24 protein-coding genes are annotated in these 24,885 nt (G+C 71.1%); 17 read left to right on the top strand and 7 right to left on the bottom strand.

The genetic code is table 11. The annotated features are described in order from the left end of the window. The first annotated feature begins 6 nt into the window (after positions 1 to 6). On the top strand, positions 7 to 1,170 hold the full coding sequence (locus WMF14_RS07315; protein ID WP_437799536.1) for a hypothetical protein: 1,164 nt from the start codon (positions 7 to 9) through the stop codon (positions 1,168 to 1,170). A gap of 639 nt (positions 1,171 to 1,809) precedes the next feature. Here the strand turns inward: WMF14_RS07315 and WMF14_RS07310 are convergent. Then, entirely contained in the window at positions 1,810 to 2,013 is a 204-nt protein-coding gene (locus WMF14_RS07310) for a hypothetical protein (protein ID WP_437799534.1), read from the bottom strand. A 1,264-nt stretch (positions 2,014 to 3,277) separates the two neighbouring features. Between WMF14_RS07310 and WMF14_RS07305 the strand changes: the two genes are divergently transcribed. From WMF14_RS07305 to WMF14_RS07275, 7 genes are read left to right on the top strand one after another with little or no spacing between them, the layout of a single operon-like run. Then, positions 3,278 to 3,466 (top strand): hypothetical protein, encoded by a 189-nt coding sequence (locus WMF14_RS07305; protein ID WP_437799533.1) that lies wholly within the window; start codon positions 3,278 to 3,280, stop codon positions 3,464 to 3,466. Positions 3,467 to 3,482: 16 nt separating this feature from the next. Further along, positions 3,483 to 3,671, top strand: a complete 189-nt coding sequence (locus tag WMF14_RS07300) for a hypothetical protein (protein ID WP_437799531.1) — start codon at positions 3,483 to 3,485, stop codon at positions 3,669 to 3,671. Between the two features lies 1 nt (position 3,672). Beyond that, positions 3,673 to 4,083, top strand: coding sequence for a hypothetical protein (locus WMF14_RS07295; RefSeq protein ID WP_437799530.1), 411 nt, complete (start codon positions 3,673 to 3,675; stop codon positions 4,081 to 4,083). Next, positions 4,071 to 4,751, top strand: a complete 681-nt coding sequence (locus tag WMF14_RS07290; protein ID WP_437799528.1) for a hypothetical protein — start codon at positions 4,071 to 4,073, stop codon at positions 4,749 to 4,751. Before WMF14_RS07295 ends, WMF14_RS07290 begins: the two co-directional genes overlap by 13 nt. Before the next feature lie 43 nt (positions 4,752 to 4,794). Next, positions 4,795 to 6,108, top strand: a complete 1,314-nt coding sequence (locus WMF14_RS07285) for a hypothetical protein (protein ID WP_437799526.1) — start codon at positions 4,795 to 4,797, stop codon at positions 6,106 to 6,108. Positions 6,109 to 6,166: 58 nt separating this feature from the next. After that, on the top strand, positions 6,167 to 6,730 hold the full coding sequence (locus WMF14_RS07280) for a hypothetical protein (protein ID WP_437799524.1): 564 nt from the start codon (positions 6,167 to 6,169) through the stop codon (positions 6,728 to 6,730). After that, complete coding sequence (locus WMF14_RS07275; protein ID WP_437799522.1) at positions 6,730 to 7,176, top strand: hypothetical protein; 447 nt, start codon at positions 6,730 to 6,732, stop codon at positions 7,174 to 7,176. The genes WMF14_RS07280 and WMF14_RS07275 overlap by 1 nt, the downstream gene beginning before the upstream one ends. A gap of 22 nt (positions 7,177 to 7,198) precedes the next feature. Here the strand turns inward: WMF14_RS07275 and WMF14_RS07270 are convergent, their stop codons facing one another. Together WMF14_RS07270 and WMF14_RS07265 are read right to left on the bottom strand one after the other, a co-directional pair. After that, positions 7,199 to 7,399 carry a hypothetical protein gene (locus WMF14_RS07270; protein WP_437799520.1) on the bottom strand — a complete coding sequence of 67 codons (201 nt, stop codon included), beginning with the start codon at positions 7,397 to 7,399 and terminating at the stop codon, positions 7,199 to 7,201. Positions 7,400 to 7,486: 87 nt separating this feature from the next. Next, complete coding sequence (locus tag WMF14_RS07265; protein ID WP_437799518.1) at positions 7,487 to 8,077, bottom strand: Uma2 family endonuclease; 591 nt, start codon at positions 8,075 to 8,077, stop codon at positions 7,487 to 7,489. Positions 8,078 to 8,539: 462 nt separating this feature from the next. Here WMF14_RS07265 and WMF14_RS07260 point away from each other — a divergent pair, with 462 nt between their 5' ends. From WMF14_RS07260 to WMF14_RS07240, 5 genes are all read left to right on the top strand, one after another. Further along, positions 8,540 to 9,124 carry a hypothetical protein gene (locus WMF14_RS07260; RefSeq protein ID WP_437799517.1) on the top strand — a complete coding sequence of 195 codons (585 nt, stop codon included), beginning with the start codon at positions 8,540 to 8,542 and terminating at the stop codon, positions 9,122 to 9,124. A gap of 253 nt (positions 9,125 to 9,377) precedes the next feature. Then, positions 9,378 to 9,629 (top strand): hypothetical protein, encoded by a 252-nt coding sequence (locus tag WMF14_RS07255; RefSeq protein WP_437799515.1) that lies wholly within the window; start codon positions 9,378 to 9,380, stop codon positions 9,627 to 9,629. Positions 9,630 to 9,715: 86 nt separating this feature from the next. After that, positions 9,716 to 10,564, top strand: a complete 849-nt coding sequence (locus WMF14_RS07250) for a hypothetical protein (protein WP_437799514.1) — start codon at positions 9,716 to 9,718, stop codon at positions 10,562 to 10,564. 181 nt (positions 10,565 to 10,745) lie between these two features. Beyond that, positions 10,746 to 11,120 (top strand): hypothetical protein, encoded by a 375-nt coding sequence (locus WMF14_RS07245; RefSeq protein WP_437799512.1) that lies wholly within the window; start codon positions 10,746 to 10,748, stop codon positions 11,118 to 11,120. 3 nt (positions 11,121 to 11,123) lie between these two features. After that, positions 11,124 to 12,662 (top strand): tyrosine-type recombinase/integrase, encoded by a 1,539-nt coding sequence (locus tag WMF14_RS07240; protein ID WP_437799510.1) that lies wholly within the window; start codon positions 11,124 to 11,126, stop codon positions 12,660 to 12,662. Between the two features lie 341 nt (positions 12,663 to 13,003). On the opposite strand, the gene WMF14_RS07235 is transcribed toward WMF14_RS07240, so the two are convergent. Further along, entirely contained in the window at positions 13,004 to 14,038 is a 1,035-nt protein-coding gene (locus WMF14_RS07235) for a GNAT family N-acetyltransferase (RefSeq protein ID WP_437799508.1), read from the bottom strand. Positions 14,039 to 14,129: 91 nt separating this feature from the next. Here WMF14_RS07235 and WMF14_RS07230 point away from each other — a divergent pair, with 91 nt between their 5' ends. Both WMF14_RS07230 and WMF14_RS07225 read left to right on the top strand, forming a co-directional pair. Beyond that, a complete protein-coding gene (locus tag WMF14_RS07230; RefSeq protein WP_437799507.1) occupies positions 14,130 to 15,587 on the top strand; it encodes a PLP-dependent aminotransferase family protein in 1,458 nt (485 codons plus the stop codon). Between the two features lie 243 nt (positions 15,588 to 15,830). After that, complete coding sequence (locus WMF14_RS07225) at positions 15,831 to 16,493, top strand: methyltransferase family protein (RefSeq protein WP_437799505.1); 663 nt, start codon at positions 15,831 to 15,833, stop codon at positions 16,491 to 16,493. Positions 16,494 to 16,591: 98 nt separating this feature from the next. On the opposite strand, the gene WMF14_RS07220 is transcribed toward WMF14_RS07225, so the two are convergent. Beyond that, positions 16,592 to 17,908 carry a serpin family protein gene (locus WMF14_RS07220; RefSeq protein WP_437799503.1) on the bottom strand — a complete coding sequence of 439 codons (1,317 nt, stop codon included), beginning with the start codon at positions 17,906 to 17,908 and terminating at the stop codon, positions 16,592 to 16,594. Positions 17,909 to 18,007: 99 nt separating this feature from the next. Between WMF14_RS07220 and WMF14_RS07215 the strand changes: the two genes are divergently transcribed. Next, the gene (locus tag WMF14_RS07215) at positions 18,008 to 18,493 is read left to right on the top strand and encodes a gluconokinase (protein ID WP_437799501.1); all 486 of its coding nucleotides are present in this window, start codon (positions 18,008 to 18,010) and stop codon (positions 18,491 to 18,493) included. Positions 18,494 to 18,571: 78 nt separating this feature from the next. Here WMF14_RS07215 and WMF14_RS07210 read toward each other — a convergent pair whose 3' ends face one another. After that, complete coding sequence (locus WMF14_RS07210) at positions 18,572 to 19,993, bottom strand: hypothetical protein (RefSeq protein ID WP_437799499.1); 1,422 nt, start codon at positions 19,991 to 19,993, stop codon at positions 18,572 to 18,574. Positions 19,994 to 20,841: 848 nt separating this feature from the next. Between WMF14_RS07210 and WMF14_RS07205 the strand changes: the two genes are divergently transcribed. Next, positions 20,842 to 23,442 (top strand): GAF domain-containing protein, encoded by a 2,601-nt coding sequence (locus WMF14_RS07205; protein WP_437799497.1) that lies wholly within the window; start codon positions 20,842 to 20,844, stop codon positions 23,440 to 23,442. A gap of 747 nt (positions 23,443 to 24,189) precedes the next feature. On the opposite strand, the gene WMF14_RS07200 is transcribed toward WMF14_RS07205, so the two are convergent. Further along, positions 24,190 to 24,501 (bottom strand): hypothetical protein, encoded by a 312-nt coding sequence (locus tag WMF14_RS07200; RefSeq protein WP_437799495.1) that lies wholly within the window; start codon positions 24,499 to 24,501, stop codon positions 24,190 to 24,192. Between the last annotated feature and the right edge of the window lie 384 nt (positions 24,502 to 24,885).

The following is a 24,885-nucleotide window of genomic DNA, read 5'->3' as shown; positions in this document are numbered from 1 at the left end:
TCGCGCATGAAGATCGAGGCACGCGTCAAGCGCATGACCTACCTCGCCACGAAGCACAAGATCTGCCTTGTCGCGACGAGCGAGCTCAACCGCGGCTCGTACCGCAACCGCGCGCAGGCCGAGAACTCATCCGACCTCGCCGCGTTCAAGGAGAGCAGCGGCATCGAGTACGGCGCAGATCTCGGCCTCTTGCTTCGCAGCGTGCCCGAGGCGAAGGGTCTCGTGATCGACGTCGCCATCGCCAAGAACCGGCTCGGGCCGAACGAGATCAAGTTCAGGCTGGAGAGGGGCGCGCGGCTGGACTTCCGCGAAGTGCCAATCCCGCAGGAAGAGCAGAACATGAGCGGCGCCAACGGCGGAGCCTGCAAGCTCGAACGCGACATCCTCGAAGCCGTGAGGAGGTCCGGCGGAGCGTTCAAGAGCGCAAACGACCTCTGCACGAAGGTCAAAGGACGCAAGCAAGACACCCTGCAGAAGCTCAAGGAGCTCATCGCGACGGGTCGGCTCGTGAACGTCAACGGGGTGATCCGCGTCGGCTCGGTCCCCGATGGCAGCGAGCGCGGCCCCTCGCCGGCGGCAGAGTCGATGCCCTGCAAAAAGTGCCGAGGCGCGGGCAGGCTGAAGGAGTACGAGCACAACGCGGATGGCGTGTGCTTCCGGTGCGGTGGATCCGGAGTCGACCCCGGACGGGGCGGCGCGCCCTCGGCGCCAGCGGAGCGCCGTGCGCCCTCGCCGCTCGAGGACTTCGACGACGACCTCGAGCCCCCGGAACCGAGCAGCGCGCCCCCATCGCCGCCGCCCTCCGCGCCTCGACAGGCGCCGCGCGATCCGAACGCGAGGAGCAGCCCGACGGAGTCGACGCGACCGCCATCGCCGGCAGGCCCGTTGCAGGGGATCACGAGCGCCATCGTCGCGCTGTTCGGCCAGCATGGCGCGGCGCCGTCCTTCGACTGGGTGCGCGCGCAGCTCGCTGCCGAGGGGCATGACTGGCGGACGTGGCAGATCAAGGCCGGCTGGGACGAGCTCCGCCGGGCCGGTCGGCTGGAGAAGCGCGGTAAGGCGCCGCGGGCAATGTTCTACCTGTCGGGGCCGCAGACGCCCGCGCCCACGGCCGAGAGCTCGCCGGAACCGGCGGAACCGCCCCCGGAACCGGCGAGCCCTGGCAGCTGACGTCCTCCGCGAGCGCAGACTCTCTCGAGGAGATGCTCCAGCTGTCCCCGTAGACCGGCGCGCGAGCCGGAGGCGCAGGCGCTACCCGACGCCTCCGGCTCGCCTCCGGCTATCTGGCGCCCAGCCCCTGCGCGAGGCTGTAGATCAGCCAGGCGATGCCACTGGCTACCACCAGGGCGGCTAGGCCCGTCAGCCTCAGCTCGCCAAGGCTGCTGAGGAGCCAGGTTGCGTTGGCGGCCTCCCTCCGGTGGTCTTGTCGACCTGGGGCATGATGCCCGTTGCCATCAATGTCGACGTCGCATATCGTCTGCTTCGAAAGTCGTTCGGGTTTACCCACGGGCGATTCTCCTGAGCCCGGTCCCCTCCGCCAAGAGTCTAGGGCCGGGTTTCTGCTGTCGGGCGCACGAATCCCACTGACCACGCACCATCGCGTGGTCCACATGGGAGTCGTTTCCGACCGCCCGCTATCCAAACTCGCGAACTGTCAGTCCGTCAAGGTGAACCACTGCATATTCGGACCTCGGCAGAACAAGGGCCGGGCGCGAGCGTCGCACACTTGAGCCTGCTGATCGCCGCCTGCGTGATCTGTTCTGAAAATGGTGCGCCATCGGCCGAGGCTCCGGCGAGCCACGCGGCCCGTCACCCCTCCCCCACCTCGGCCACGCGCCACCAGCCGTCCCAGCGCCACGTCGCCGCGACGATGCCGCCGGCGTCGTAGGTCACGTCGAGCAGCACGCCCGGCACCGCGGGGTGCGGCAGCGAGAGCGCCTCGACCGGCTCGTCGAGGGCGGCGTCTGCGATGGCGGCGAGTTCGTCGAGGTCGTCGGGGGAGAGGTCGTTCATGCCGAGGTGGCCGACCCGGCGCCGGGGGGGCTCCGTCGCGTCCGGAGGGGCGCGGTGTGGCTCTCCGATAGATGCTGGTTCCCGCGGTTCCGGAACCACGGGAACCGGTTCCAGGTTCCTGGTTCCCGCCCTATAGGGGCGGGAACCGGAACCGATCCGTGAGAGAGCGGTGCGAGAGGCAAGCGCCCGCTGGGAGGTTCCACCAGGCATTGCGGCGAGGGGAGGCAGGCATCCGGTGATGCCGCGTACGCACCACCCCCGTCTACAGTCACAGGGGATTCCGGGCCCAGGGGTCCTGACTTTTCCGCGCAAGGTTTGCGCGTTCGAAACCCTTGTTATGCAACCACGCATGCCAGAATGGCACCGCGCCTGCCGTCTTGGCGCTTGTTATGCCGGGATCCGTGGCGCCCCTTCGCCGCCCGGGGACATCACAGCGCTGGTTCACGCCTTCACCAGAGCCGGTTATGCGCGTGATATGCGCGTTATGAAGCGCTGCATGCGCGGTTGATGGCCGAAACGCCCGCGATTTCGCGTGGTGAACGCACGTGCCTGCATCAATCAGGCCTTCACACGGCCGCAACCCGTTGCGCAACCACCGCGACCGGACCCCCGAGCCTGGCCCCGTCGAGCGCGCCCTCCTCGTCGCCGTCCCAGCCGCGCCGCTCGCCGCCCTCCTGGTCGGCGCGGGCCGGGCCCCATCCTCGCCCCTCGGCTGCACCGCCAGCACGCTCCCTCGCTGCGCCCCCGGAGCCGTCGCTGCTCACCGTCGAGGAGCAGCTCGTCTCCCACGTGGCCGCCCCTGCGCTGCGTCGCTGGTGCTGTCCTGGGGAGTTCCGCGCGCCTACCACCGCCGCCCTCGCCGCCGGCCGCTGCCGGGGCAGGAAGGGGCCGCCGTCGCGCCGCGCCTGCCGCTCGCGGGGGTGACGTCGCCCGTCGGCGCCCGCGCCGCCTGCTGGCCTGCCCCGGGCGATAGGCGGGCCCGCGTGGGAGCTCCCGCCGCCGCTCGGCCCGCGAAGCGCAGCTCGCCCTGGGCTTCACCGCTCGCGCTCGACACCTTCCCGGGCCGCCGTCGCGCTGCGCGTTGATGCTTCACGTGTGAATGGTTCGTGTGCGAAATATTTCCCGCCCCTCGCCGCGACCCTGACCGGGCGCCACGCTGCGATGGGTTGTGATGAGTCGCGATAACCGACCTTGTGAACGTCCTTTAGCGTCATATCAAGCACATCGCTTGAAACGTGGATAGGGCCCATCAGACTACGTGCCCATGAGCATGCGCGGTGTCACGGTCTTCATGGGCGACGCGCTCCAGCGGCGCGTGAACGAGCATCGAGTCGACGGGAGCAAGATCCGGTCGTTCTCCGATGTGGCGCGCGAGGCGATGGAGAAAGGCCTCGACGCGATGGAGCGCGAGCGGCGGAGTCAGGCGCAGGCCGGCGAGCACGCCGCGGCGTGAGAGGAGGAATCGAGTCATGTCCGGAAAGCGGAAGTCGAAGGCCGTCAAGGCAGCCGTGGGCAAGCAGCGCAAGCGCGACGTCGCGCGCGCGACGGGGCGAACGAGCGCAACCGCCGAGGGGGAGAAGATGCACAGCGCGAGCGCCACTAAGCGGGCGCCGGCGAAGCGGGCGCGCGCGGCGCGTTCCGCAGAGGGGAAGGGCTGAGATGGATCCGACGTTTGCCGCGTTCCTCCGCGCGGTCCTGGCGACCAAGGACGTCAACGTGATGCGGACCCTGCTGACCGAGCTGCTTGCGGCCTACAGCGAAGGGGCCCCGGTCAGCGCGGGCGTAGGCGCGCTGAAGCCGTACGAGCGAGCTGTCGAGCGCACGCCCTCCGGCGGGGGCCCGCTGGCCAGGATCGACACCAACCCCGTCGCCCGCGCCGCCGCGCTTGCCAGGTGCAGCCCTGACCAGCAGGAAGCGCTCGCGCGTGTCTTCGCGCCGCGCGGCGCTGCCCCGAAGGTCGGGCGGACCGCCGCGGGCGAGCTCGTGATGAGCCACATCGGGATCCTGCCGCAGGGGGCGAAGGTCCTGCCGAGGTCAGACGTCCCGAGGGGCCGGCCGTGGGCCGCTTGATCGCGATCACCGATCCGGAGCAGCTCCGCCCGGATCGGGCGAGCGCCACGCGCGCAGCGCGCGCCGCCCTCGCTGGGAGAGCGACGACTCGATACCTCTGCCCATCCGGGGACACGAGAGCGCAGCGCCCGAACCTGGCAACGCTCGGCGCCTACTGGCAAGAGCGGCTCCGGCTCCAGGACTGGCGGATTCAATGGGAGTACGCGCGGGAGCTGTACAACAGCAGGGCGGAATCGGTGAACGGGCGCTGCTCGTGCCTGCCCGACAACAAGACCGCCCGGATCCAGATCCGCGACCCAGAGAACCCGATCCCGGGCGCTCCCGAGCCCACGGAGCGCAGCGTGGTCCGCGAGCTGGCGCGCCTGCACTTCGTCGCGTTCGGGGACCCCGAGGCCGAAGAGCCGGCCGTCGAGGCGATGGCGGGGGCGCTGTTCGCGCCGGATGGGCGCGAGATATCACAGCGCGCTTTCCCGGCCCGGCAGCGCGCCGCCGCGGCGTCCACGGCGCGCGCACCGGTCGAGAGCGCGGCGCTTGCCGCAGTCGACCGCGCCATGGGCATGCAGCGGGGCCCACGGAGCGCGCTGCGGACCGAGCCGCGGACGGCGGTGCTCCAGACCAGCAATCTCTCTCCCGCGACGGCCGCCGACGTGGCGCGGGCGCGGCGATGAACAGCGAGACGGGGCGCGCGCGCCTCGAGGAAGACAGGGGACGATGAGCATGTTTCGACAGGTGCTGGGGGCGATCCTGAACGTGGGCGAGGAGCGGCCGAGCCGCCCCGCCTCGGGAGCGGTGGACGACGCGGCCGCGCAGGTGGACCGCGCCCGTGCGGCGTTGGGAGCCGCGGAGCGCGACACGGCGGAGGCGAGGGCGCGCCTGGCCGAGCGCGAAGCGGCTCTCTCGACCGCCGAGGAGGCCTTCGACAACGAGGCGAGCGACGAGCACGGCGCCGCCGTTCTCGCGGCGAGGAACTCTCGCGACCTGGCGAAGCTCCAGCACGACCGGGCCGAGCGGCGCGAGCTGGCTGCGCGGGAAGCCCTCGCCCTGGCCGAGCGCGCAGCCGAGCGCTCACGGGTCGAGGCTCAGCTCGAAGAGGCCGAGCGGCGCCACCAGGACGCCGTCCAGGCCGAGCGGCGCCGCCGGGCCGAGCGCATCGCCGAGCACCCCGCCCGGGCGGTGCTCGAGGCGATCCGGCTGGCCGAGCAGCGCGAACGCCAGGCGACCGCCGAGCACGAGAAGGCCCGCGCCGCCCTCGACGCCAGCACCGCCGAGCTGGCCGCGCTCGAGGAGCAGGTGCAGGCCGTCGCGCCGGACCGCGCCGAGGAGCTCCGCGCCCGCGCCGAGCGGCGCACCGCCGCGGCCCGCGACGAGCTGGCGGAGCGCGCCGCCCTCGCCGCCGCCCGCGAGCGGATCGACCCGAGCGTGGATCTGGTGATCGCCGGGGAAGCGCTCATCCGGAAGGGCCTCGCCGACATCGACGCTGCGGTGGAGGACGCCAGGGACAGCGCGAAGCGCGCGCGGGAGCTCGGGGCCGACGTCAAGGCTATCGGCACCTTTCACAAGCTCGCACATGTCCAGCATGCCCAGTTCCTGGCGCTGCCCGAGAAGGCGCGGCACTGGTACAACCACAGCCGCTTCATGGGCTACACCTGCGGTGCCGAAACGCAGGTCGGGATGGGTGGCAACCCTGTGAAGCCCTCCTATCGATTCGAGCTCAATGTGCCGAGCAGCGGCGGCGGGGACGCGACGGATACCCGTGATGCATCGGAGAAGGTCAATCGCTGGCTGAACTGCGATACGACCGATGACGTTCGCGAGGCATCTCGGGAGATCGCAGAGAGGCGCGAGGCGGAAAGGCTCGCTCACTTCAAAGCGACGTACGTCCCGCCCCCGCCCGGTGGATTGGTGGTTCGAGCCGATGGGACCGTGGAACCGCGCAGGCTTGCGCCCGATCTCACGCCGACGAGGTACGGCGCGGGCGCTGTTCCTCCTGAGGCGGGCACCCGGATCCACTCGGCACGAAACTAAAGGCACATGGCAGCCATCGACTGGGCCCCGACCCTCGCCAGGTAAGGACAAGCGCACCATGCCCAATCCGATCGAACAGGCAGACCTGTACGACGTCATCGTCCTGGCGGGCCAGCGCTCGCCGGGGCAGGCGCAGGTGAACGGTGCCGGCTCGCCGAGAAACTGGGACGAGCGGAAGGGCTACGGCCTCTCCGGAGCCTACCTCGTGTTCACGGGAGATGGACTCGCGTCGTTCCAGGTGCGGCTGCTCTTCTGGGAGCCGCAGCACTTCGCGCAATGGGAGACGTTCTCGCAGCTGTTGGCGCGCCCGCAGCGCGGCACCCGCCCCAAGGCCCTCGACTACTTCCACCCGTATCACGAGCCGCTCGGCATCAAGTCCGTGGTCGTCGAGGACGTCCTGCAACAGGACCAGATCGAGCCGGGCCTCTGGGCTCAGGATATCAAGTTCAAGCAGTATCGAGCGCCCAAGCCGATCCTGTCGAAGCCCGAAGGCAGCACGGCGCAGCTGAACGAGCCCAAGGCCGAGGACGAGCTCGACCAAGTGATTGTTGAGCTCTGCGAGGAATTCAAGAATCCCGGCTCTGTCAACGTTCTCGGCGTGTTGGGTAGGTTGTTCGGCTGATGAACACCATTGAAGCGCACGAAGCGGACGTGTTGCGCGCTCGGCTCACGCTGGAGACCGCGGAGCGCGCGCTGCTCGAGGCATGCACGAGGCTGGCCGCCGCGGAAGCGTCGCTCGTCGCTGCGCGTGGGGCCGACGTGCCCGCCGCCCGAGATGCTCGGGACCTCGCCGCAGCGAAGGCCGCAGCGGCTAAGCGCTGGGAGCACGAAGCGAGAGCCGCTCTCGCCGCTGCGGATGTGGAGCGAGTGCGCCGTGGGATCGAGGCTCAGCTCGTCGAGATCGGACGCCTCGAGACATCGGCTCGCCGCCGCGTGGACGGTGGCCAGGAGGATCAGGACGCCGTCCGCATCGTCCTGCAGAGCGCCGTCCGGATCCGCGAGACCCTCGAAGCACAGCTCGCCGCGCTCGCCCTTCCCCCTGCCGTTCGTCTCGCCGACCTGAACTGAACTCCGGGCGATCCAGCAGCGCTCATCGGCGCAGGGCCACGAAGGCGACCGCCAGGGCGAGCCCGAGCGCGTGCACGTGCGGGTCCGGCGGCTCGATGCTGGCGACGTCGTGGCGCGGGTCGAAGACGGTCATTTCAACGCCGTGGCGCGGAGGGATGGGGCTCGCGATGACGTTGGGGTTCGGCGCGTCGATGACGTCCGCGTCCTGGGGCGGGTGGACCATGCGGCGAAGCTACCACGACGCAGCGCCGCTCCTCCCCCTCGCCGCGGTCGAAGCGCCCGTGTCAGCGCGCTGGCGAACTCCCCTCCGCTACTTCGCCCAGAGCACCGAGAGATCGAGCTCGATGGCCTCGAAGGGCTGAGCGCGGACGCGCGCGGCGTCGCGGTGGACGACCGCCGGCCCCCAGTGGCGATCCTCGCCGAGCACGTAGACCTCGAGCGTGCGCGCGATCGGGTCGACCAGCCACGCGTACCGCACGCCCTCGCGCGCGTAGATCGGCATCTTCTCGTCGCGATCGACGTCCTCGGTCGACCGGCTCAGGACCTCGCAGATCCAGTCCGGGGCGAGCGCGAAGTAGGCCGTCTCGGGAAGCTCGGGCATGCGTTCGCGGCGCCAGCCGGCGAGGTCGGGCACGAGCGCGTCGATCTCGCCCGGCGCGTTCGGATCGGGGAAGTGCAGTTCGGGCTCCGGGAGGATCCACCAGCCGCCCGGACCGCCGCGCCCGCGGTGGAATGGGCCGAACAGCTCGCCCTGCAGGGCCCCCTCGGCGTTCGCGTGCCGCGGCGCTGGCCGCGGGAACACGTGCAGGGTGCCGCGGACGAGCTCCGCCACCTTGTTCGGCGGAACGGCTTCGAGGTCGGCGTACGTGGCGCGGCGCTGCTTCTCGGCGGGCTGGCCCATGGGCGAAGCCTGCCCGGGGGCGGACGGCGAGGCAAGGAGGCGGCCGCCCGCCCCTCCGAAGCCACGGAGCGACGTCAAGCGGGAGATCGCGCCCGAGCGACGACCTCCGCCGCGCGATCGCCCCGACGGTGTCGGCGCCGCCGACCGGACGAGCAGCGCGCGGGAGGCTACCAGGGCTTCCGACCGGTGGGTGTCGATTTTGTGAGAGAAGATCCAGGGCATCCGTAAGCGGTGCCCGGGCCGGCAGGGGCAGAGTCGGCGGGCGCCACGCTGGCGAAGCACGGGGTGCAACTCGCCGCCCCTCGGCGTGGCCACCTCTCGGCGCAGAGCTCAGATCGCCCCCTCTCGCGGCGCGCGGTGGAACGATCAGCGCCGTGCTGCAGGGTGGTCGCCTCGCTGTAGCGCCTGCGCCTGCCGGGCATTCCGCTAGGCACGTTAGGCACAGTGGCATATACTGCCCCAGTGGCAGATTCCCCCTGGCTGGTACTCCTCGACAAGGGCATCACAGCGATAGTGGCTATCGGATCGCTTTGGATTGGCGCCAGGCTCACTCGGCGGGCCGCCGAGTTAGCGGACGCCCGTAAAGCAAAATCCGAAGAGGAGCTCGAGCGGCGGCGTCTTGTTAGAAAAGACCTAGAATCGAGATTAAGCGATCAGAGAGAGGCATACGACATTTACTGTGGTCTTCAAGTCAAGGCTAGCCTACTGTTGACCGAAACAGACCCGCGCAAGCACATGGAGATACACGGCGAAGTCCTAAGCACAAAGGCGAGGCTGGATATAGCGTTCGGCGATGACGAGTTTTCCAGAGCAGCCGTGAGTGCCTTGTCGATACTAGCTGGTCCACACGCATCCGAGGAAGCGTATTTAAAATCCGGCATTCAGTGCAGGATGTACTCTACAGAAATGCTCAGAGTCATTGGCGTCACAAAAAGTGAATTGAACTTGCCAGCGGGGGAAAGCCCTCGCCCCGTTCCGCTACTCGGTGAACTAGTAAAAGACAATACGGATAACGTTGCCGGCTCCTCGGGGCCATCAACCACGTGATGATGGTCGCCGGCGCTGCCGCGCGGTCATCAAGACGAGCTTGATGACTGCACCCCGAGTAATTCCTGGTTTATCCACGCCTTAGAAACCTGGTGCAGCGCCGATCCATGCGGCGCCTGCCAACGCGGCGCTCCAGACGCGACGCGGTAGACGCATAGCGGCGCGCACATCGCGGTCTGTCGGCTCCAGAATCGACGCGCCCGGGGCGCATCGCGTTGACGTTGTTTTCATTGTATGTCATCAGTTGCAAGTGATGACGGATAATCTCGTCCCGATCGCCGGACGCGTGAAGGCGGGCACGACGGAAGCGCTGGATCGCATAGCCGAGGCACTGTCTGGTCGCGTGTCTGGCGTGCGGCTCAAGCGTTCGGATGCTCTCCGGGTTGCGCTGGAACGTGGCATTGAGGTGCTCGAGCGTGAGCTCGGCCTCGCTGCTGCAGACGCGGCTCCGCCATCAACGTCGAAGGGAGGGAAGCGTCCGCCGGCCAAGCCGGCGAAGAAGTAACCCGCCCGAAGAAGAGCGGGCCCGGCCGGTGCTGGTAACACCGACCGAGCCCTTGATCGACCCCCTGTTAGCCCAGGAGACGACCCATGGCCCGTGTACCTCATCGCGCCTCGAGCGCCAATAAGACGACGAAGAAGATCACCCCGACCCGCCGGCAGGCCACGAAGAGCCGCACCGGCAAGCCGCGCCCGGCCTCGCCGGGCAAAGCGCCCCGTCCGAATAGCTCGCAGGCGCGCGCCACATCGGCCGATCGGCCGAACGTGCGGAGCGCGATCAACAAGGCGCTCAGCGGCATCCTGAAGCTGGCGGAACGGCTCGGCGCTCGCGAGGGCGTGAACGGGCCGGCAGCGCTCGTGCAGCTCGTCCTGCGGACGCTGATCTTCATGCTCGAGCGCGACGACGAGCGGTTCCAGCTGGCATACCAGCGCGCCGTCATTGCCTTCTCGGAGGCCGTGCGCGCGGCCAGCAGCGAGGCCTCGGGGCAGGTGGACGGCGCCGGTGCTCGCGACGGCGGCGCGGCCAGTGCGGCAAGCGCGCCCCCGGCAGCTGCTCCGCCCTCGCCCCCTTCGCCGCCCCCGCAGAAGGACGTGCGCCGCCCGGCCGATCCGCACCTGCGCGCCCTCGGGATCGAGTTCCACGCGTGCACCGATGAGCTCGGGCAGGCCACGATCGCCGACATGATGGCGCTCCTGTTCGTGGGCGACGATGACCCCGCGCTGGCGATCCAGGACAGCGTGCGGCGGGACGTGCGCATCATCCGGGACGCGCTCCGGAGCGCCGATGGCGTCGATATGGTCGACACGGAGGCGATCGGCATGGCCCTCTGGCAGATCGAATCGCGCTTGATCGTCGCCCGTGAGCTGTACATGCGCGTGCGGGAAGACTTCTTGGACGAGCGCGCGGAGATCGCCGCCGCGAAGGGAGGTCGCTCATGATGCGCGAGCACGTCAACCCGCGCCCGCCGGCGCGCCGCTCGCTCTCGAGGCTCACCTCGAGCAAACCGCCCTCGCTGCGCCGAGACGGCGGCTGGTCGCTGACGCGGAGCGAGGTGCGGGCGCACGCGCGCGCCGCGGGGTGGAGGGGATCACGATGACGGTGCACAGGACAGAAGGTGCCGTGCCGTCGATTCCCCCCGACGCGCTCGAGGGCTTCGGCGCGGCGTTCGCGAGCGCGATCGCGGACCGCATCGCCCGCGTCGTCGCGGAGCGCATGCCGGCTGCTCCGGCGCCATGTACGCCGGCGTCACCGCTCGTGGACGTGGACGGCCTCGCGTCGGCGCTCGGGGTCTCCGCCGTCACGGTGCGCCGGATGGTGCGCCGCGGCTGCCCGGTCGAGTGGTACGGCAAGAGCCCTCGCTTCGACGTCGCCGCGGTGCGCGCCTGGGCGCGCGACCGTGGGCCGCACTCGGTCACGCCGGAGCGGAAGGCGCCCGCGGTCCCGTCGGGGCCGATCCCAGGGGTCGAGCTCAAGACGCGGAAGAGGAGGGGGTAGGCCATGGCGCGCGCGAGCACCGGCTACATGCGGCTGATCGGCGGCGTGTGGCACGTCCGCCTATCGAAGGGCTCCGGCGCGTCCCGCGAGCGCCCGTGGTACAGCCTCGGCACGAGCGACAAGCGCGTCGCCGAGCAGCGCCGCAAGCAGCTGGTCGCTCAGCGCGCCGCCGGCATCGACCCGGCGAAAGCTGCCGCCGCGATGCCCGAGGTCATGACCGTGACCGAGTTCGCCGCGACCTGGAACGCGAAGCGCAAGGCCCAGGAGATCGTGAGCGCGCGCGACGACGAGCAGCGGATTCGGGACTACGCGCTCCCGCGCATCGGCGCGAAGCTACTAGGCGACGTGCGCCCGACGGACATCGAGGCCATCTTCGACGACGTCGTCCTCGCCGGCAGGAGCAAGGAGACGCTGCACCACGTCCGCGCGGGGATGGGGCGGCTTTTCAAGGCGGCGTGGCGCGCCGGGCTGGTGACCGAGAGCCCGGTCGACAAGGCCGAGCTCCCGAAAGTGCGCGAGGTGAAGCTGCAGCCGGTGATCCTCACCGACGATGAGGTCGTGCATCTGCTCGAGCACCTCGGCCGCCGCGCGGCCCTCGGCGACGGATGGCGCGCCATGAACGCGAGCGAACTGCGTGCGATGTGCGCCTGCGCGCGGATCCTCGGCGGCATGAGGACGAGCGACGTCAACCGCTGGGACTGGCTGCAGCTCGACCTGATCCACTTCGCGCACGTCGTCGTGCCGCGGAGCAAGACCGAGACGCCGCAGGACCTCGCCGTGCCCCAGGAGCTCCGCCCGATCCTGCGGGACTGGTGGGAGCGCGCCGGGCGGCCGACGTCGGGCCCCGTCTTCCCCGTGCGCCGCGGCCAGAACGCCGGTGGGTTCAAGGCGCAGCGAGGGACCAGCTACGCCGACCGCCTTCGCCGCGAATGCCGCCGCGCCGGGATCGAGCGGACCGAGCTCTACAAGAACACCTCGAGGACCCGGCGCCTCGATTTCCACGGGTTCCGGCGCGCCTTCGCCTCGGCGCTCGCGAACGCCCCAGGGGTGACCATGCAGACCGCGATGAAGCTGACCGCCCACAGCGACCCGCGCACGCACCTCGGCTACGTCGCCGGGGTGACCGAGATCCCCGCCGCGGTCGTGCCGCGCCTGCCGGGGTCGACTCAGAGCGTCGGATCTGATTGGCCATTGGCCACAGCCCGGGGCCAATCGTCTGGACGCCCCTCAAAAACAGCGCTATCTTCGTCTGGCCTTCGGCCTCCGGAGCCGAAGGCCAGTGGTTCGAATCCACTGTGGCGCGCTGGGTTCTCAGCCTTTCCGCAACTTTCGCGGCTGTGCCGGCCATATCTCGCGCGGGCGTCCACACGAGCGCAATGGCGGGAGGTGCGTGCTCCGGTCCTCTGCTCTTCGGACCGCCGGTCAGGGGGCTCTCCGGCGAGGACGACGGTGGCTGGCCACTCCTCGGCAATCGCGACGAGGCGAGCGAGTCCACGGCGTGGCCGCACGCCCCCAATCAAGATACGCAGCTCATCAAGGTAGCGCGGATCGTCGCTCGTGCAGGCGAGAGGGCCAGTCCCGACGCTGTCTCCCCTTGCGCCCACGATCGAACGGTATCCCCTGCTCGTATCTAGTTCACCTTCGTAACCGTCGAGAATCGAGGCGCTTCGAGCCTCGTCGCCCCAGAAGTTGAGCCGTGCTCAGCGGCGGATCAGGCATTCATCTGGGATCTCTTGGGGACACCCTTCTTCGGTGGTCAACGCCATCTCGATCGGTGCGAACTAGCCTTCCGCTGGCGAAAACGGGGTCGGAGGTGCCGTGTGTCTCGCGGGCCACCGCGGTGCAGCGGCGCGGCCGCGCCGCGTTGACGCCTGGCCGCCGCTTCACGCACGGATGAGCTGCATCTCCGTCGACGTGAACGGCCGCGGCGGCAGCTCCGCGCGGTCGCGGAACCCGAACCTCGCGTAGAACGTGTGCGCGTCCTGGGTGCCCAGGTGGACGTGGCTCGCGCCTCGGACCGCCGGGTGCCCGAGCAGCAGACGCACCACCGCCTCGCCCACGCCGCGGCCGCGCAGCGAGGGCGCGACCATCACGTCGTACACCCACGCGCGCCTGCTCCCGTCGCTGATCGCCCGCGCCGTCGCCACGAGCCGGCCCGCCGCGTCGCGCGCGCCCACCCACGCCGACGAGCCGAGCTGCGCCCGGCCGATCGCCTCGCGCGGCACGCCCTGGTTCCAGTAGCCGCCCTCCAGCAGATCGACCGCCTCCGCCACGTCGCGCGGGCCGAGCGCGCACGAGAGCACGCAGCCCGCCGGCGCCTGCAGGAACTCGGGCACCGGCGTGTCCGGGCAAGCGGCGCGGAGCAGCTCGATCGCCGCGGGATCGCCCGGCGCACCCCGCTCCCAGAGCTTCGTGAGGATCCGCGCCCGCTCCTCGGGCGTCCGGTTCTGCGAGAGCTTCGCCTTGCCGTCGAGCCGCGACAGCGGGACCGCGAGCACGAGGATGCCGGCGATCGCCTTGCGGTAGAGCGGGCTCGACGCGTCGAGCGGCGTGTACCCGCCCTCGGGCTGGTACTTCTGCATCAGCGCCTCCAGCACCTCGGCCTTGTGGTCCGGATCGTCCACGCGCTCGATCATCCCGTGGGCCTGCGCGCTCCGGTAGAGCGTCGTCGCCGGGCACGCCCGCTCCGGATCGGTGAAGTAGCTCGGGATCGACGCGACGACCTGCTCGCACGACACCACCGCGGGCCGGCCGACGGCCTCGGTCTTCTCGCCCACGGGCGCGCCGTGGAACGCGATCGCGCCCCGGACCACGACGCCGTGCACCGTCCTCAAGACCGGCTCGCCCTCCGCCGTCGTCGACGCCAGGTGGACCACCTCCGCGAGCCCGAGGAACGCCTCGGCCTCCGCCCTCTCCATGCGAAAAATCTCCCTGCGCATGGACCCAGGTTGCCGCGCACCTGGTACTCCTGAAAGATCCGGTTCGACGTTTTCTGCTAGACCAGCTGGCATGCCCTGGGAGCTCGCCCTCGCCGTCGATCCCGCCGCGCCACAGCCGATCTTCCTGCAGATCGCGCGCGCCCTCGCCGACGACATCCGCCGCGGCCGGCTCCGCGCCGGCGCCGAGCTGCCGGGCAGCCGCGCGCTCGCGCGGTCCCTGTCGGTCCATCGCAACACCGTCCTCGCCGCATACCGCGAGCTCGCCGCCGAGGGCTGGATCGAGGCCAGCGCCGCGCGCGGCACCTTCGTCTCGGCGGAGCTGCCGGCGCCGTCGCCCCGCCGCTTCGCCCGGCGCGCCGCCGCGCGGGCAGAGGTGCCGGCGCGGCTCGGCTTCGACCTCGGCGCGACCTCGCTCCGGCGCGTGCACATCCCCCCGCCCGGCACGCTCCGCATGACCGGCGGCCTCCCCGACATGCGCCTCGTCCCGACCGCGGCGCTCGCGCGCGCCTACCGCCGCGCGCTGCACGCCGGGTCGAATCGGCTGCTCGACTACGCCGATCCGCGCGGCGACGAGCGCCTCCGCGCCGCCCTCGCCGCGATGCTCTCGGCGGTGCGCGGCCTCGCCGCCGGGCCGGAGTCGGTCCTCGTCACGCGCGGCAGCCAGATGGCGCTCGACCTCGTCTCGCGCGCCCTGATCGCGCCGGGCGACGCGGTCGCCGTCGAGTCCTACGGCTACCGCCCGGCGTGGGAGGCGCTCCGCCTCGCCGGCGCGCGGCTCCTCCCGCTGCCGGTCGACGCCGCGGGCCTCTCCGTCGACGCGCTCTCGGAGCTCGCCGAGCGAGAGCGCCTGCGCGCCGTCTACGTCACCCCGCACCACCAGTACCCCACGACCGCGGTGCTCGCGCCCGGCAGGCGCATCGCGCTCCTCGAGCTCTGCCGGGCCCGCCGGATCGCGATCCTCGAGGACGACTACGATCACGAGTTCCACTACGACGGCCGCCCGGTGCTGCCGCTCGCCAGCGCGGACACGGCCGGCGTCGTCGTCTACATCGGCACCTTGTCGAAGATCCTCGCCCCCGGGCTCCGGATCGGCTTCGTGGTCGCCCCGGAGCCGCTGATCGAGCGGCTCTCCCTCCACCGCACCTTCGTCGACCGGCAAGGCGATCACGCCGTGGAGCGCGCCGTCGCCGAGCTCCTCGAGGACGGCGAGGTGCAGCGCCACGCGCAGCGCGCGCGCCGCGCCTACCGGGCGCGGCGCGATCTGCTCGTCGCGTCGCTGCGCGCACGGCTCCCCGACGCGCTCGACTTCGCCGTGCCAGCAGGCGGCATGGCCCTGTGGGCCAAGGTGGACGCCGCGATCGACACGGACGCCTGGGCCGAGCGCGCGCTCGCGCGGAAGGTGGCGTTCTCGGCGGGGCGGCGGTTCGCGTTCGACGGCAAGAAGCGCCCCTACCTGCGGCTCGGGTTCGCGGCGCTGGACGAGCGAGAGATCCGCGATGCGGTGGAGAGGATGGTCGAGGCGCTGTGAGCGCCAAGGCGGGAGGACCAGCTGTGCGCCGGGCATCGTGTTCCTCCTCAAGCTCCGATACGGCTGAACTCTCCTCTTCCCCCGAAGGCGCTGTCTTCGACAGACCGCGATCGTCCCGCGGCCCCCCTCATCGAAGCGCGCTGCGCCCGCGGTGGATGGATGATGGATCCGACGCGGCAATAGCCCTGCTGGCTTGACCTCGCTCGCGCCCCCTCTCACGATGCGAAGTGAGGGGGAATACAAATGAATGGCGCGGTGCTCTACGATCTCGCGATGCGGCTGCCGCTCGCCGTCCTCATGCTTTATAACGCCCTGTTCGTCGGGCGCGATATCCATGCTCACCTGTTTCTCTGGAGCGGGCCCAGGGGGCTCACGTACGGGACGACGGTGGCATCGCTCGTGGCCACCGAGGCCTACCTGCTGCTCGTCGCGGCGTTCACGCTCGTTCGCCTCCGCCCTGTACGCAAGCTGAGCGGCGTCGTACCTCGCATCACCGCGCTCGCCGCCGGCCTGCTGCCGGCGAGCATCGCATGGCTGCCCAAGGCCCCGCCGATGCCCGGTCGTCAAGTGGCGGGCACGCTGCTCATCATCGCTGGAATGGCGCTCGCCGTGGTCAGCATCGGGTGGCTGGGCAAGTCGTTCAGCGTCATGCCCGAAGCGCGACGCCTCATCACCGGCGGCCCCTACCGGCTCGTGCGCCACCCGGTCTATCTGGCCACCTTGATCCAGGGGACGGGTATCATCTTGATCTATCCGTCCATGGCCGCGATCCTGATCTACACGGTCGAGATGATCCTGCAGATCATCCGCATGGGATACGAGGAGCGCGTGCTGCGCGACACCTTCCCGGAATACGACGACTACGCGCGCCGGACGTCCGCGCGGCTCGTCCCCCGCCTCTACTGAGAGGGCCCGCGCGGCGCGCACCGCGGCAGGCACGCGCCGCCATGGGACAGGACGCCACGCCTGTCGCAGGACGCCTCGCTCTTCCAGGCCCGGCGCTCCTAGCTGGACGGGTCGGCCACGCGGCCGACGAACAGGATCGCGCTCGTCGCGCGATCCCGGATGACGAAGAGGAACGGGCGGTCGAAGCGGATGGTGGCAGGCTCGGGCGCCGACGTCTCGCCGATGACCACCGCCGTCGCCGCCGCCGCCTCGGTGCCCGCCTCGTTCACGGAGACGAACGCTTTGTGGAGCACATCGGTGATGAACAGGCCGCCCTGGCCGTCGATCCCCGAAAAATCCGCGCCATCGGAGAAGGCGGCGGGCATCCCCAGATCCTCGAGCGGCGGGGCGAGATCCAGGGTCGAGACGATCTTGAACCTCGGCAGCGTCATCGTGACGCTCCGCGATCCGAGGGAGGCGAGGACGCCATCCAGTCGCGCCTGGTCGAGCCCCGCCTCGAAGGTCGCGAGCTCCGACGGGAGCACGAGCACCATCGACAGCTCGCCGCCGTCGTAGGGCAGCTCCAGCGCCTCGTAGCCGTCGCCCTCGCCATAACGGACCTGCGCATGGTTGGCCATCATCGGCACGGACACCGTGGAGCCGTCCGCCAGCGTGAAGCTCCCCGGGGTCGTCTCCTCCTCCTCGAACGGAAACTGCCACGCAGCGTTGAAGTAGATGGCGTTCGTCAGCACGAGCCGGGTCGAGGGCCCGAGGGCGCCTTCGGGCAGGATGTCCTCGATGCGGTCCTCGGTGCGCTCGGCCACCCAGCCATTGATGATCCCCCGCGCCTCGTCGGGCGCCTGGACGAAGTCGACGACATGCAGCCCGGCCCCGTAGCTCTCCGCCAGCAGGTCGAGGAACGACGGCACGAACGCGGAGCCGACCTGCCCCCAGATCGCGTTGGCCACGTGGAGCCGGAACCCCTTGCCGTCCTGCCCGTCGACGCCCTCGCCGCGGCGCGCGAGCGCCAGATCGAGCGCGTTGAACGCCGGGTGGAGCCGCGCTTGCGGCAGCGTGAAGCGCAGCGCGCGCGCCATCTGCTCCGCCGTTTCCCCGCGCGCGCCAGCGTACACCATCGCCAGCGCGCTCGACACGCTGTACGGCGAACAGAAGAGGTTGCCCGGCGCGGCGCCGATCCGGCGGTAGAGCTCGAGCGCGAACGCCGTGTTGCCGAGGGCGAGCTCCCTGGCGTCGGCCTCCGATACCCGAGGTGCGCGGGCCCGCTGCCTGTCCGAGGCGACGACGCAGCCCGCGGTGCCCGGATCGGCGCACCCGGACGGCGAGGGCTGCGGCTCCCGCTCTGCGCCGGCAGAGGAGCAACCGGCGCAGAGGAGGGAAAATGGCAACAGGACCACAGGGATCGGAGAACTACGCATGCGCCCGGCGCAGCAGGGGGCGTGCCGAACCGCCCATGATAGGATGGATCCCGCCATGCGGAGAGCGCGAGAGACAGCCCTCGGAGAGGCGCGGCGCCCGTGATCGTGCTCGTGATGGGCGTGAGCGGCGCCGGGAAGACGACGGTCGGGGCGCGCCTTGCGCGCGAGCTCGGATCGGAGCTGGTCGACGCGGACGACTTCCACCCCGCCGCCAACATCGAGAAGATGCGCTCCGGCAAGCCGCTGGACGATCGGGACCGCGCGCCGTGGATCGCAGCGCTCACCGCGCGCATCCGCCAGCTCCTCGACGAGGGGCGCGGCGCCGTGATCGCCTGCTCGGCGCTCAAGGCGACGTACCGTGCGCAGCTGCTCGTCGACCCCGCGCGGATGCGCCTCGTGCACCTGACCGGCGATCCCGCGCTGATCGCCGCGCGCCTCTCGGCGCGCAAGGATCACTTCATGCCCGCCGGCCTCCTCGCGACGCAGCTCGCGGCGCTGGAGCCGCCCGAGGACGCGATCCGCGTCGACATCAGCGGCACCCCCGAGGAGATCGTCGCCGCCATCCGCCGCGCGCTCGGCGTGTGAGCCGGACCGCGCCGCGCCCTCCGCCGAAGCCAGGCTCTTTCCAGGCGATCTCTCGGGAGAACCGAACGCCCGCGCGCGTCAGCCCGGGTCCGGCAGGCGGGTCAGGAAGAGCGCGCCCTGGTCGCTGGAGAGGCGTTCGCCCCCGAGCGCCATCGTGCCCTGGAAGGACCCGGCCAGCATCGGGCTCTCCCACGGGTCCATCTCCAGCCCGGAGACGTGGACGTCCGCGCCGATGCGCCGGGTCCACTGCTCCTCTCCGCTGGAGCTGAGCCCGGCCGCCCACGCGCTGCACGACGCCGGCTCGCCCGCCGACCCGCACAGCGCGTCGCCCGCCAGCACCACGCGCTCGCCGCTCGCGGTGACGCGGCGGGGGCTCCGCGCGTCGAAGCGCTTCACCCAGATCACGCGGCCGTCCGGGCCGATCTTGGCGACGAACGGCCGCGGGCCGCCCGGCAGATCGGGCTCGCCGAAGACGCCGCTGCCGGAGAGCAACGCGGCGCCTTCTGGATCCACGGCGAGGTCGTACGCCTCCTCGAGCTGGTCCGGCGAGCCACGGAACCGCTTGTGCCACACGAGCTCTCCGTTCCGGTCCAGCTTGGTCACGAACGTCGCCGTGCCTCGCCCGTCCTGGCTCGCGAGGATCGCGTTCCCGTCGCGGTCGACCTTGATGCCGATCTCGTCGCTGTCGGAGCCGCTCGGCGGCAAGCTGACCCACGCGAAGCGACCCGATGCGTCGAGCCGGACGACGAAGGCGCCGATCGCTCGCCGCTCGATCCGCGCGCCGGCGACCTTCGCGGCTCCCTCCAGCCTGCCGAGCACGAGCGCGCCGCCGCGGCCATCGGCGGCGAGCGCCGTGCCGCTCAGGATCGCGCCCTCCTCCGCGGAGATCTGCGCCGCCCAGCTCGCCGCGCCGCGCGGGCCGAGCTTCGCGAGGAACAGGTCCGCGCCCGAGGGCGACGCCGCCGTGAGCCGGTGCGCGCCGAAGCGGACCGTGCCGGCGAAATCGCCGAGCACGAGCGTCTGGCCCCCGCTGCTCGCGGCCACGTCGATGGCGCTCTGCGCCGTGCCGTCGCCGAACTGCTCGCTCCAGAGAGGAGCGCCGCACGCGTCGAGCTCGGCCACGAAGGCGTCCGTCGCGCCCGCGCTCCGCAGCCGGGTGCTGCCGAAGGTCAGCTCCCCTTCGAAGGAGCCCGCGAGCAGCGCGCGGCCGGCGCCGTCGATCGTGAAGCCGCGCAGGGTCGCGCCCTTGCCAGGATACTGCCGGCTGAACGATCTCTGCCGACACGCCCGCTCGGCCCGCTCGCCGTCGTCGAGCCCGGCCGCACTGACCGACCGCCCGCCGGGTGCGACCGCGGCACCCAGACACACGCCCCCGGGGCCGACTGCCCCCATCTCGCACATCCTGGGAGGCGGGCCGTGCTCCGCGTTCGCCCGCATTGCACCGCCGCTGTCGCCTCCCGGCTCGCCCTCCGCGACAGCGTCCGCAGCCTCCGAGGACATACACCCGGCTCCACAGCAGATGACGCCGCAGAGGGCGCTCAGTGCTCTCAAGACAGACCACATACTGCATCTCCTCTCCCGCCTCGACGCGGGCACACTGGAAACATTGCAGGATGCGGACCATGGCCCGCGCCTTTCAAGCTTCTCGCGAAGTTGAAAAATCCAAACTTTTCTCGATGAATGCGGGCTCATCCGGGGCAGGACGCGCTCGTGCAGAGCCGCTTCATGTCCTCTCCACACGGTCGCTCCCCGGAGAGCTGGCCACTCGACCCCGGCCGCGCGAACGTTCGATTCACGCACTGGCCCGCTCGCGTCGACAGAGGTGGATAGAGCGCCTCTCGCCATGGACATCGCATGTTCCGAATCCAGATCATCGACGCACGCGATCTGGCCGAGTCGCTCGCCGCTGCCGTCGAGGCGCGGGCGACTGGCATCTTGAACGCCGCCGGGCCCCGGCGAGGCGCAGGCGATGGGGCGGGCTGCTCGCGCGCGAAGCCCCGACGCCGGGGCGGGCGTCGAAGCCGCGAGCCGCGGGGGGGGGCGCTCGCGCGGACCTGAGGCTGCCCTCCTCCGGGCTCCGCGGGTGGCTGGCCGCGCGCGCAGAACGAGAAGACGGGAGCCTACCACCGTAGCGCACCCGCGCCCACTTAGGGTAGGATGCTGCCACCCGACTCCGGCGGACGTATCCCCGCTGGAGGAGCCCGCAGCCACGGGCGACGGCCCCTCCATGACCCCCTACCCATCTACGATCACGACGGAGCTCCCTGCGAGCGAAGGCGCGACTGCGCGGCCCCCCGCGCCAGCCCCGCCCTCGCCGCCGGCGCCCCGTGATCGCCTCGGAGATGGCGATGAAGTTGCTCTGCAAGCCCGCTGACGAGCGCACGCCGCGTGCGCAGGTGCTGAAGGTCGACATCGACGCCTACGCCGCCCTCCCTGACGCGGAGCGGCGCGCGGTCCACCTGCGCCTCGGGCGCATGGCCGAGGCGCGATCGCAGCGCGAGCGCTCGGACGAGGCGCTCTTCGAGGCCGCGCACCACCTGAACCTCGGCGCGCCCTTGATCGTAGAGCCGCGCGAGCGGGCGGCGCTCGCCGCGATGAACCTCGCCGCGGGCCGCAAGGCGAGGGAGCGGGGCGCGACCCCGGCGGCCGCCGATCTCTTCGAGGCCGGGATCGCGGCGCTGCCGGACGGGAGCTTCAAGCGAGACCACGAGATTGCCTTCTCGCTGCATGCGGAGGCGGCCGAGTGCGCGCACCTCGGCGGTCGGCTCGATCGCGCGGAGTCGCTGCTCGACGTGCTCGCCGCGGAGGCGCGCTCCGATCTCGAGCGGGCCAGGGCGTACGAGCTGCGCATCGCCGTGTACACCACCCAGGGCCGGCTGGATGAGGCGGTGGCGCTCGGAAAGACGGCCCTCGCGATGCTCGGCGTCCCTCTCCCCGAGGACGGGCCGGGGCGCAAGGCGGCCGCGGACGCAGAGCTCGCGGCCGCGCGCGTCGCGCTCGGCACGCGCCGGCTCAAGGATCTGCTCGACGAGCCGGAGGCGTCGGACGCCCGGACCCGCGCGGCGCTCCGGCTCCTCATGGCCCTCATGCTCCCCGCCGCGACGGTGAACCCGCCGCTCTGCACGTTCATCGCGGCCAGGCAGGTCAACCTGTCGCTGGAGCGCGGCCACGGCGGAGCTTCCTCGTACGGCTACATGGCCTACGCCTGGGTCGCCGCGCGGGTGCTCCGCCGTTACGACGAGGCGTACGAGCTCGGGCAGCTCGCGATCGAGATGAACGAGAGGTCCGGACAGCCCGAGCTCTCCTGCCGGCTGCGCGTCGTGCTCGGGGCCCACATCAGCGTCTTCACCGATCACCTCCTTTCGAGCCTCGATCTCTTCCAGGCCGCCCTCGAGGCGGGGCACAGGACGGGCGATCTCACCTACCTGTCCCAGGCGTGCGTCCACACCGCGCTCGTTCGATTCGGGCTCGGCGACGAGTGCGAGGCGGTGCGGGCCGAGGTCGACGGGTTTCTCTCGGTCGTGCGGCGCGCGCGGGAGGAGCTCGCCATCCTCGCGCTGGCCGGGGTGCGCCGCGCGCTCGACGACCTGATGGACGCGACGCGCGCCGGCACGTCACGCCCGCCCAGCCACGGCGATCTCGACGACGCAGGGGATGAAGCGAAGCTCTCGGCGCCGGCGTACGGCGCCGCCGCGCGCGTCCACTACGCGCTGCGGCAGCAGATCTGCTTCCTGAACGAGGACCACGAGGGGGCGCTGCGGATGGGCTCGCTGGCCGAGGCGAAAATGCAGGGCGGCGTCGATGATCACCTCGCGACCGAGGTGTTCTTCTACACCTGCCTGACGCTGCTCTCGCCCACGCTGGCGCGCGGCCGGCAGCTGAGCACCGTCTCGGTGGCGAGCTACCGGGATCGGTTCTCGGAGTGGGCCGAGCGGTGCCCGGACAACTACCGTCACAAACACCTCCTCCTCCGCGCGGAGTCCGCGCGCGCCGCCGGCGAGGAGCTCGCGGCGATGAAGCTCTACGATCAAGCGATCGAGTCGGCGAAGGTGAACGGCTTCGTCCGGGACGAGGCGCTCGCCAGCGAGCTCTGCGCGAAGTTCCACCTGGCGAGCGGCAGGGAGAGGATCGCCCACGTCTACATGGCCGACGCCCACGAGGGCTATCTGCGGTGGGGCGCGGCGGCCAAAGCGCGACAGCTGTCGCGAAAATACCCGCACCTCGTCGCGCGCGCCGCGCTCCTCGGGCAGCAGAGCCGTCCGCCGGAGTCCGCGCTCCCGGCGAGCACGGAGCGCCCCACGCCGCTCGACGCGTTCGCCCTCCTCCGCGTCTCGCGCGCGATCTGCGGAGAGCTCGTCCCGGAGCGCCTCTTCGAGCGGCTCCTCCGGGCCCTGAGCGAGAGCGCGGGGGCGCAGCGCGCCGTGCTGCTCCTGGCGCGCGACGGCGCGCTGACCGTCGAGGCCGAGCTCGACGGCGACCGCGGAGGGGTCCGCGTCGGACCTGCGACGCCGCTCGAGGCCGCCGATCTCGCCGCCAGCGTCGTCCAGCACGTCGCCCTGACACAGCAGCCGGTCGCCCTCGCCAGCGCGGCCATGGACGAGCGGTTCGCGGACGACCCTTACCTGCTCGAGGGCGGCCTTCGATCGATCCTGTGCCTCGCCATGACGCATCAGGGCCGCCTCACGGGCGTGCTCTACGCGGAGAACGGCGCGAACGCTGGCGCGTTCCGCGCCGGCCAGGTCGAGCTCTGCGGCCTCCTCGCGTCGCAGGCGGCGGTAGCCGTGCACAACGCGCTGCGCTATCGCGACGCTCAGAGCACCTCGCGCGAGCTCCGTCGCTGCAACGAGGCCCTCGTCGAAGAGGTCGCTCGCCTCACCGAGGAGCTCCGCGCCTGCAACCGCGACGCTAGCCCCACGAGCGAGCTGCGGCGCTGCCACGAGGCGCGCTAGCCCCCGCAAGCATGTCTTTATCCGGGCTCGTCCTGCCCGACAGGATTCCCCGCAAGGAACTCGCCCAGCAAGGATTCCCCGCCAGGAAGGGAAGGACTTCGGCGCGGCTTGGAGGAGGCGCTGTGGGCGAAGCTCACATCGCGGATCGGACATCTCCTCTGGAAAATCCATGACGTCGGCACCAGAGGGGCCGCAAAACATGCATAGCGTGCACGCGTCCGCGCCAGTGCTCCGTCCGAGATGCGTGCGAGCGCGAAGCGGAGCGCAGTCGTGCGAACAAGGCACGCGGCAGCGCGAAAGGCACGCGGCAGCGCGGTAGAGCGCGCGGCAGCAGCGCAGACGCCGCCCAGCACATAGCCTCTCGAGGCCGGCGCGACGGGCACATGTTCTGAAATCAAAATGCTCGGGACACCACGGGACGGAGGGAAGACACAAAGCATCTTCCGTCTTCGAGCCCACCCGTGATTCCCGAGCCCAGATCGGGGCGTATCTCCGTGCGCTACGGGCTCATCCGCGTCGTTCGGCTCGCTTCAGCGCACGTTCGTACGCCTCGCGCGCCGGCCTGGCGGCTGAGCCAGCATCGCACGAATCTGCGCATCACGATAGAGCGCCGAACAAAGCCAGACCGAGCCATGCAGCCGCGAAGGCGCATGGGGACGGGAGGTGATGAGTGGCGCTCCAACAGCCTATCCCCCGCCCGCCTAACCGCGGGCTCGGCGAGGGATGGGCGCTATCGACGCGCTCGTCTCAGGCGCCGCCCGCGCCGCCCTCACCCGCGCCGCCACTGCCGCCAGCGCCGCCGGCGCCACCCTCGCCCGCGCCGCCGGCGCCACCTGCGCCGCCCTCGCCCGCGCCGCCCGCGCCGCCCTCACCCGCGCCGCCGGTGCCGCCCGCGCCGCCGGTGCCGCCCGCGCCGCCACTGCCAGTCGTCGCCGAGCTCGTCGTCGTGGAGGAGGAGGAGGTGGTGGTCCCCTCGTCATCGCCGCATCCGGCGCCGATCATCATCATGGTCGCGCCTAGCAGCAGCGCGCTTGCAAAGATGCTCTTCGAAGCGTTCATGGTTCGTTCTCTCCGTTGGGTTGTCCCCCCCAAAGAATGACTCGGTAGAATCCCGCGCCGATCACCGCTCCACACCGCCAAGCGACTCAATCTACGCAAATCGCGCAAAACGTGCGCCCCAGAGGCGCTATGAGCACGCCGCGTGCGATGGCCCTGTGTCAACTCCGTGGTGATTCCGTTATGGTGGACGATAGGCCACCATACTGGATTACGCAAGCTTTTTGTCTCACTGCATCATCGTTGCATGTGGGTGCCCCCCTGCGAACGCCCACCGGTCAAGCACATTCGCCTACGCGGGCGCGGGCGAACGTGGCGCGTGAAGAACGACGGTGCCTGACAGCACCTCCGCCATAGCGGATTGACCTCCAGAGGTGAGGGCCCCAT

Source organism: Sorangium sp. So ce693, assembly GCF_051521375.1.
Taxonomy (GTDB): Bacteria; Myxococcota_A; Polyangia; order Polyangiales; family Polyangiaceae; genus Sorangium; species Sorangium atrum.
Note: the sequence above shows the minus strand (reverse complement) of the source record. Positions and strands in the feature narration are given on the sequence as shown.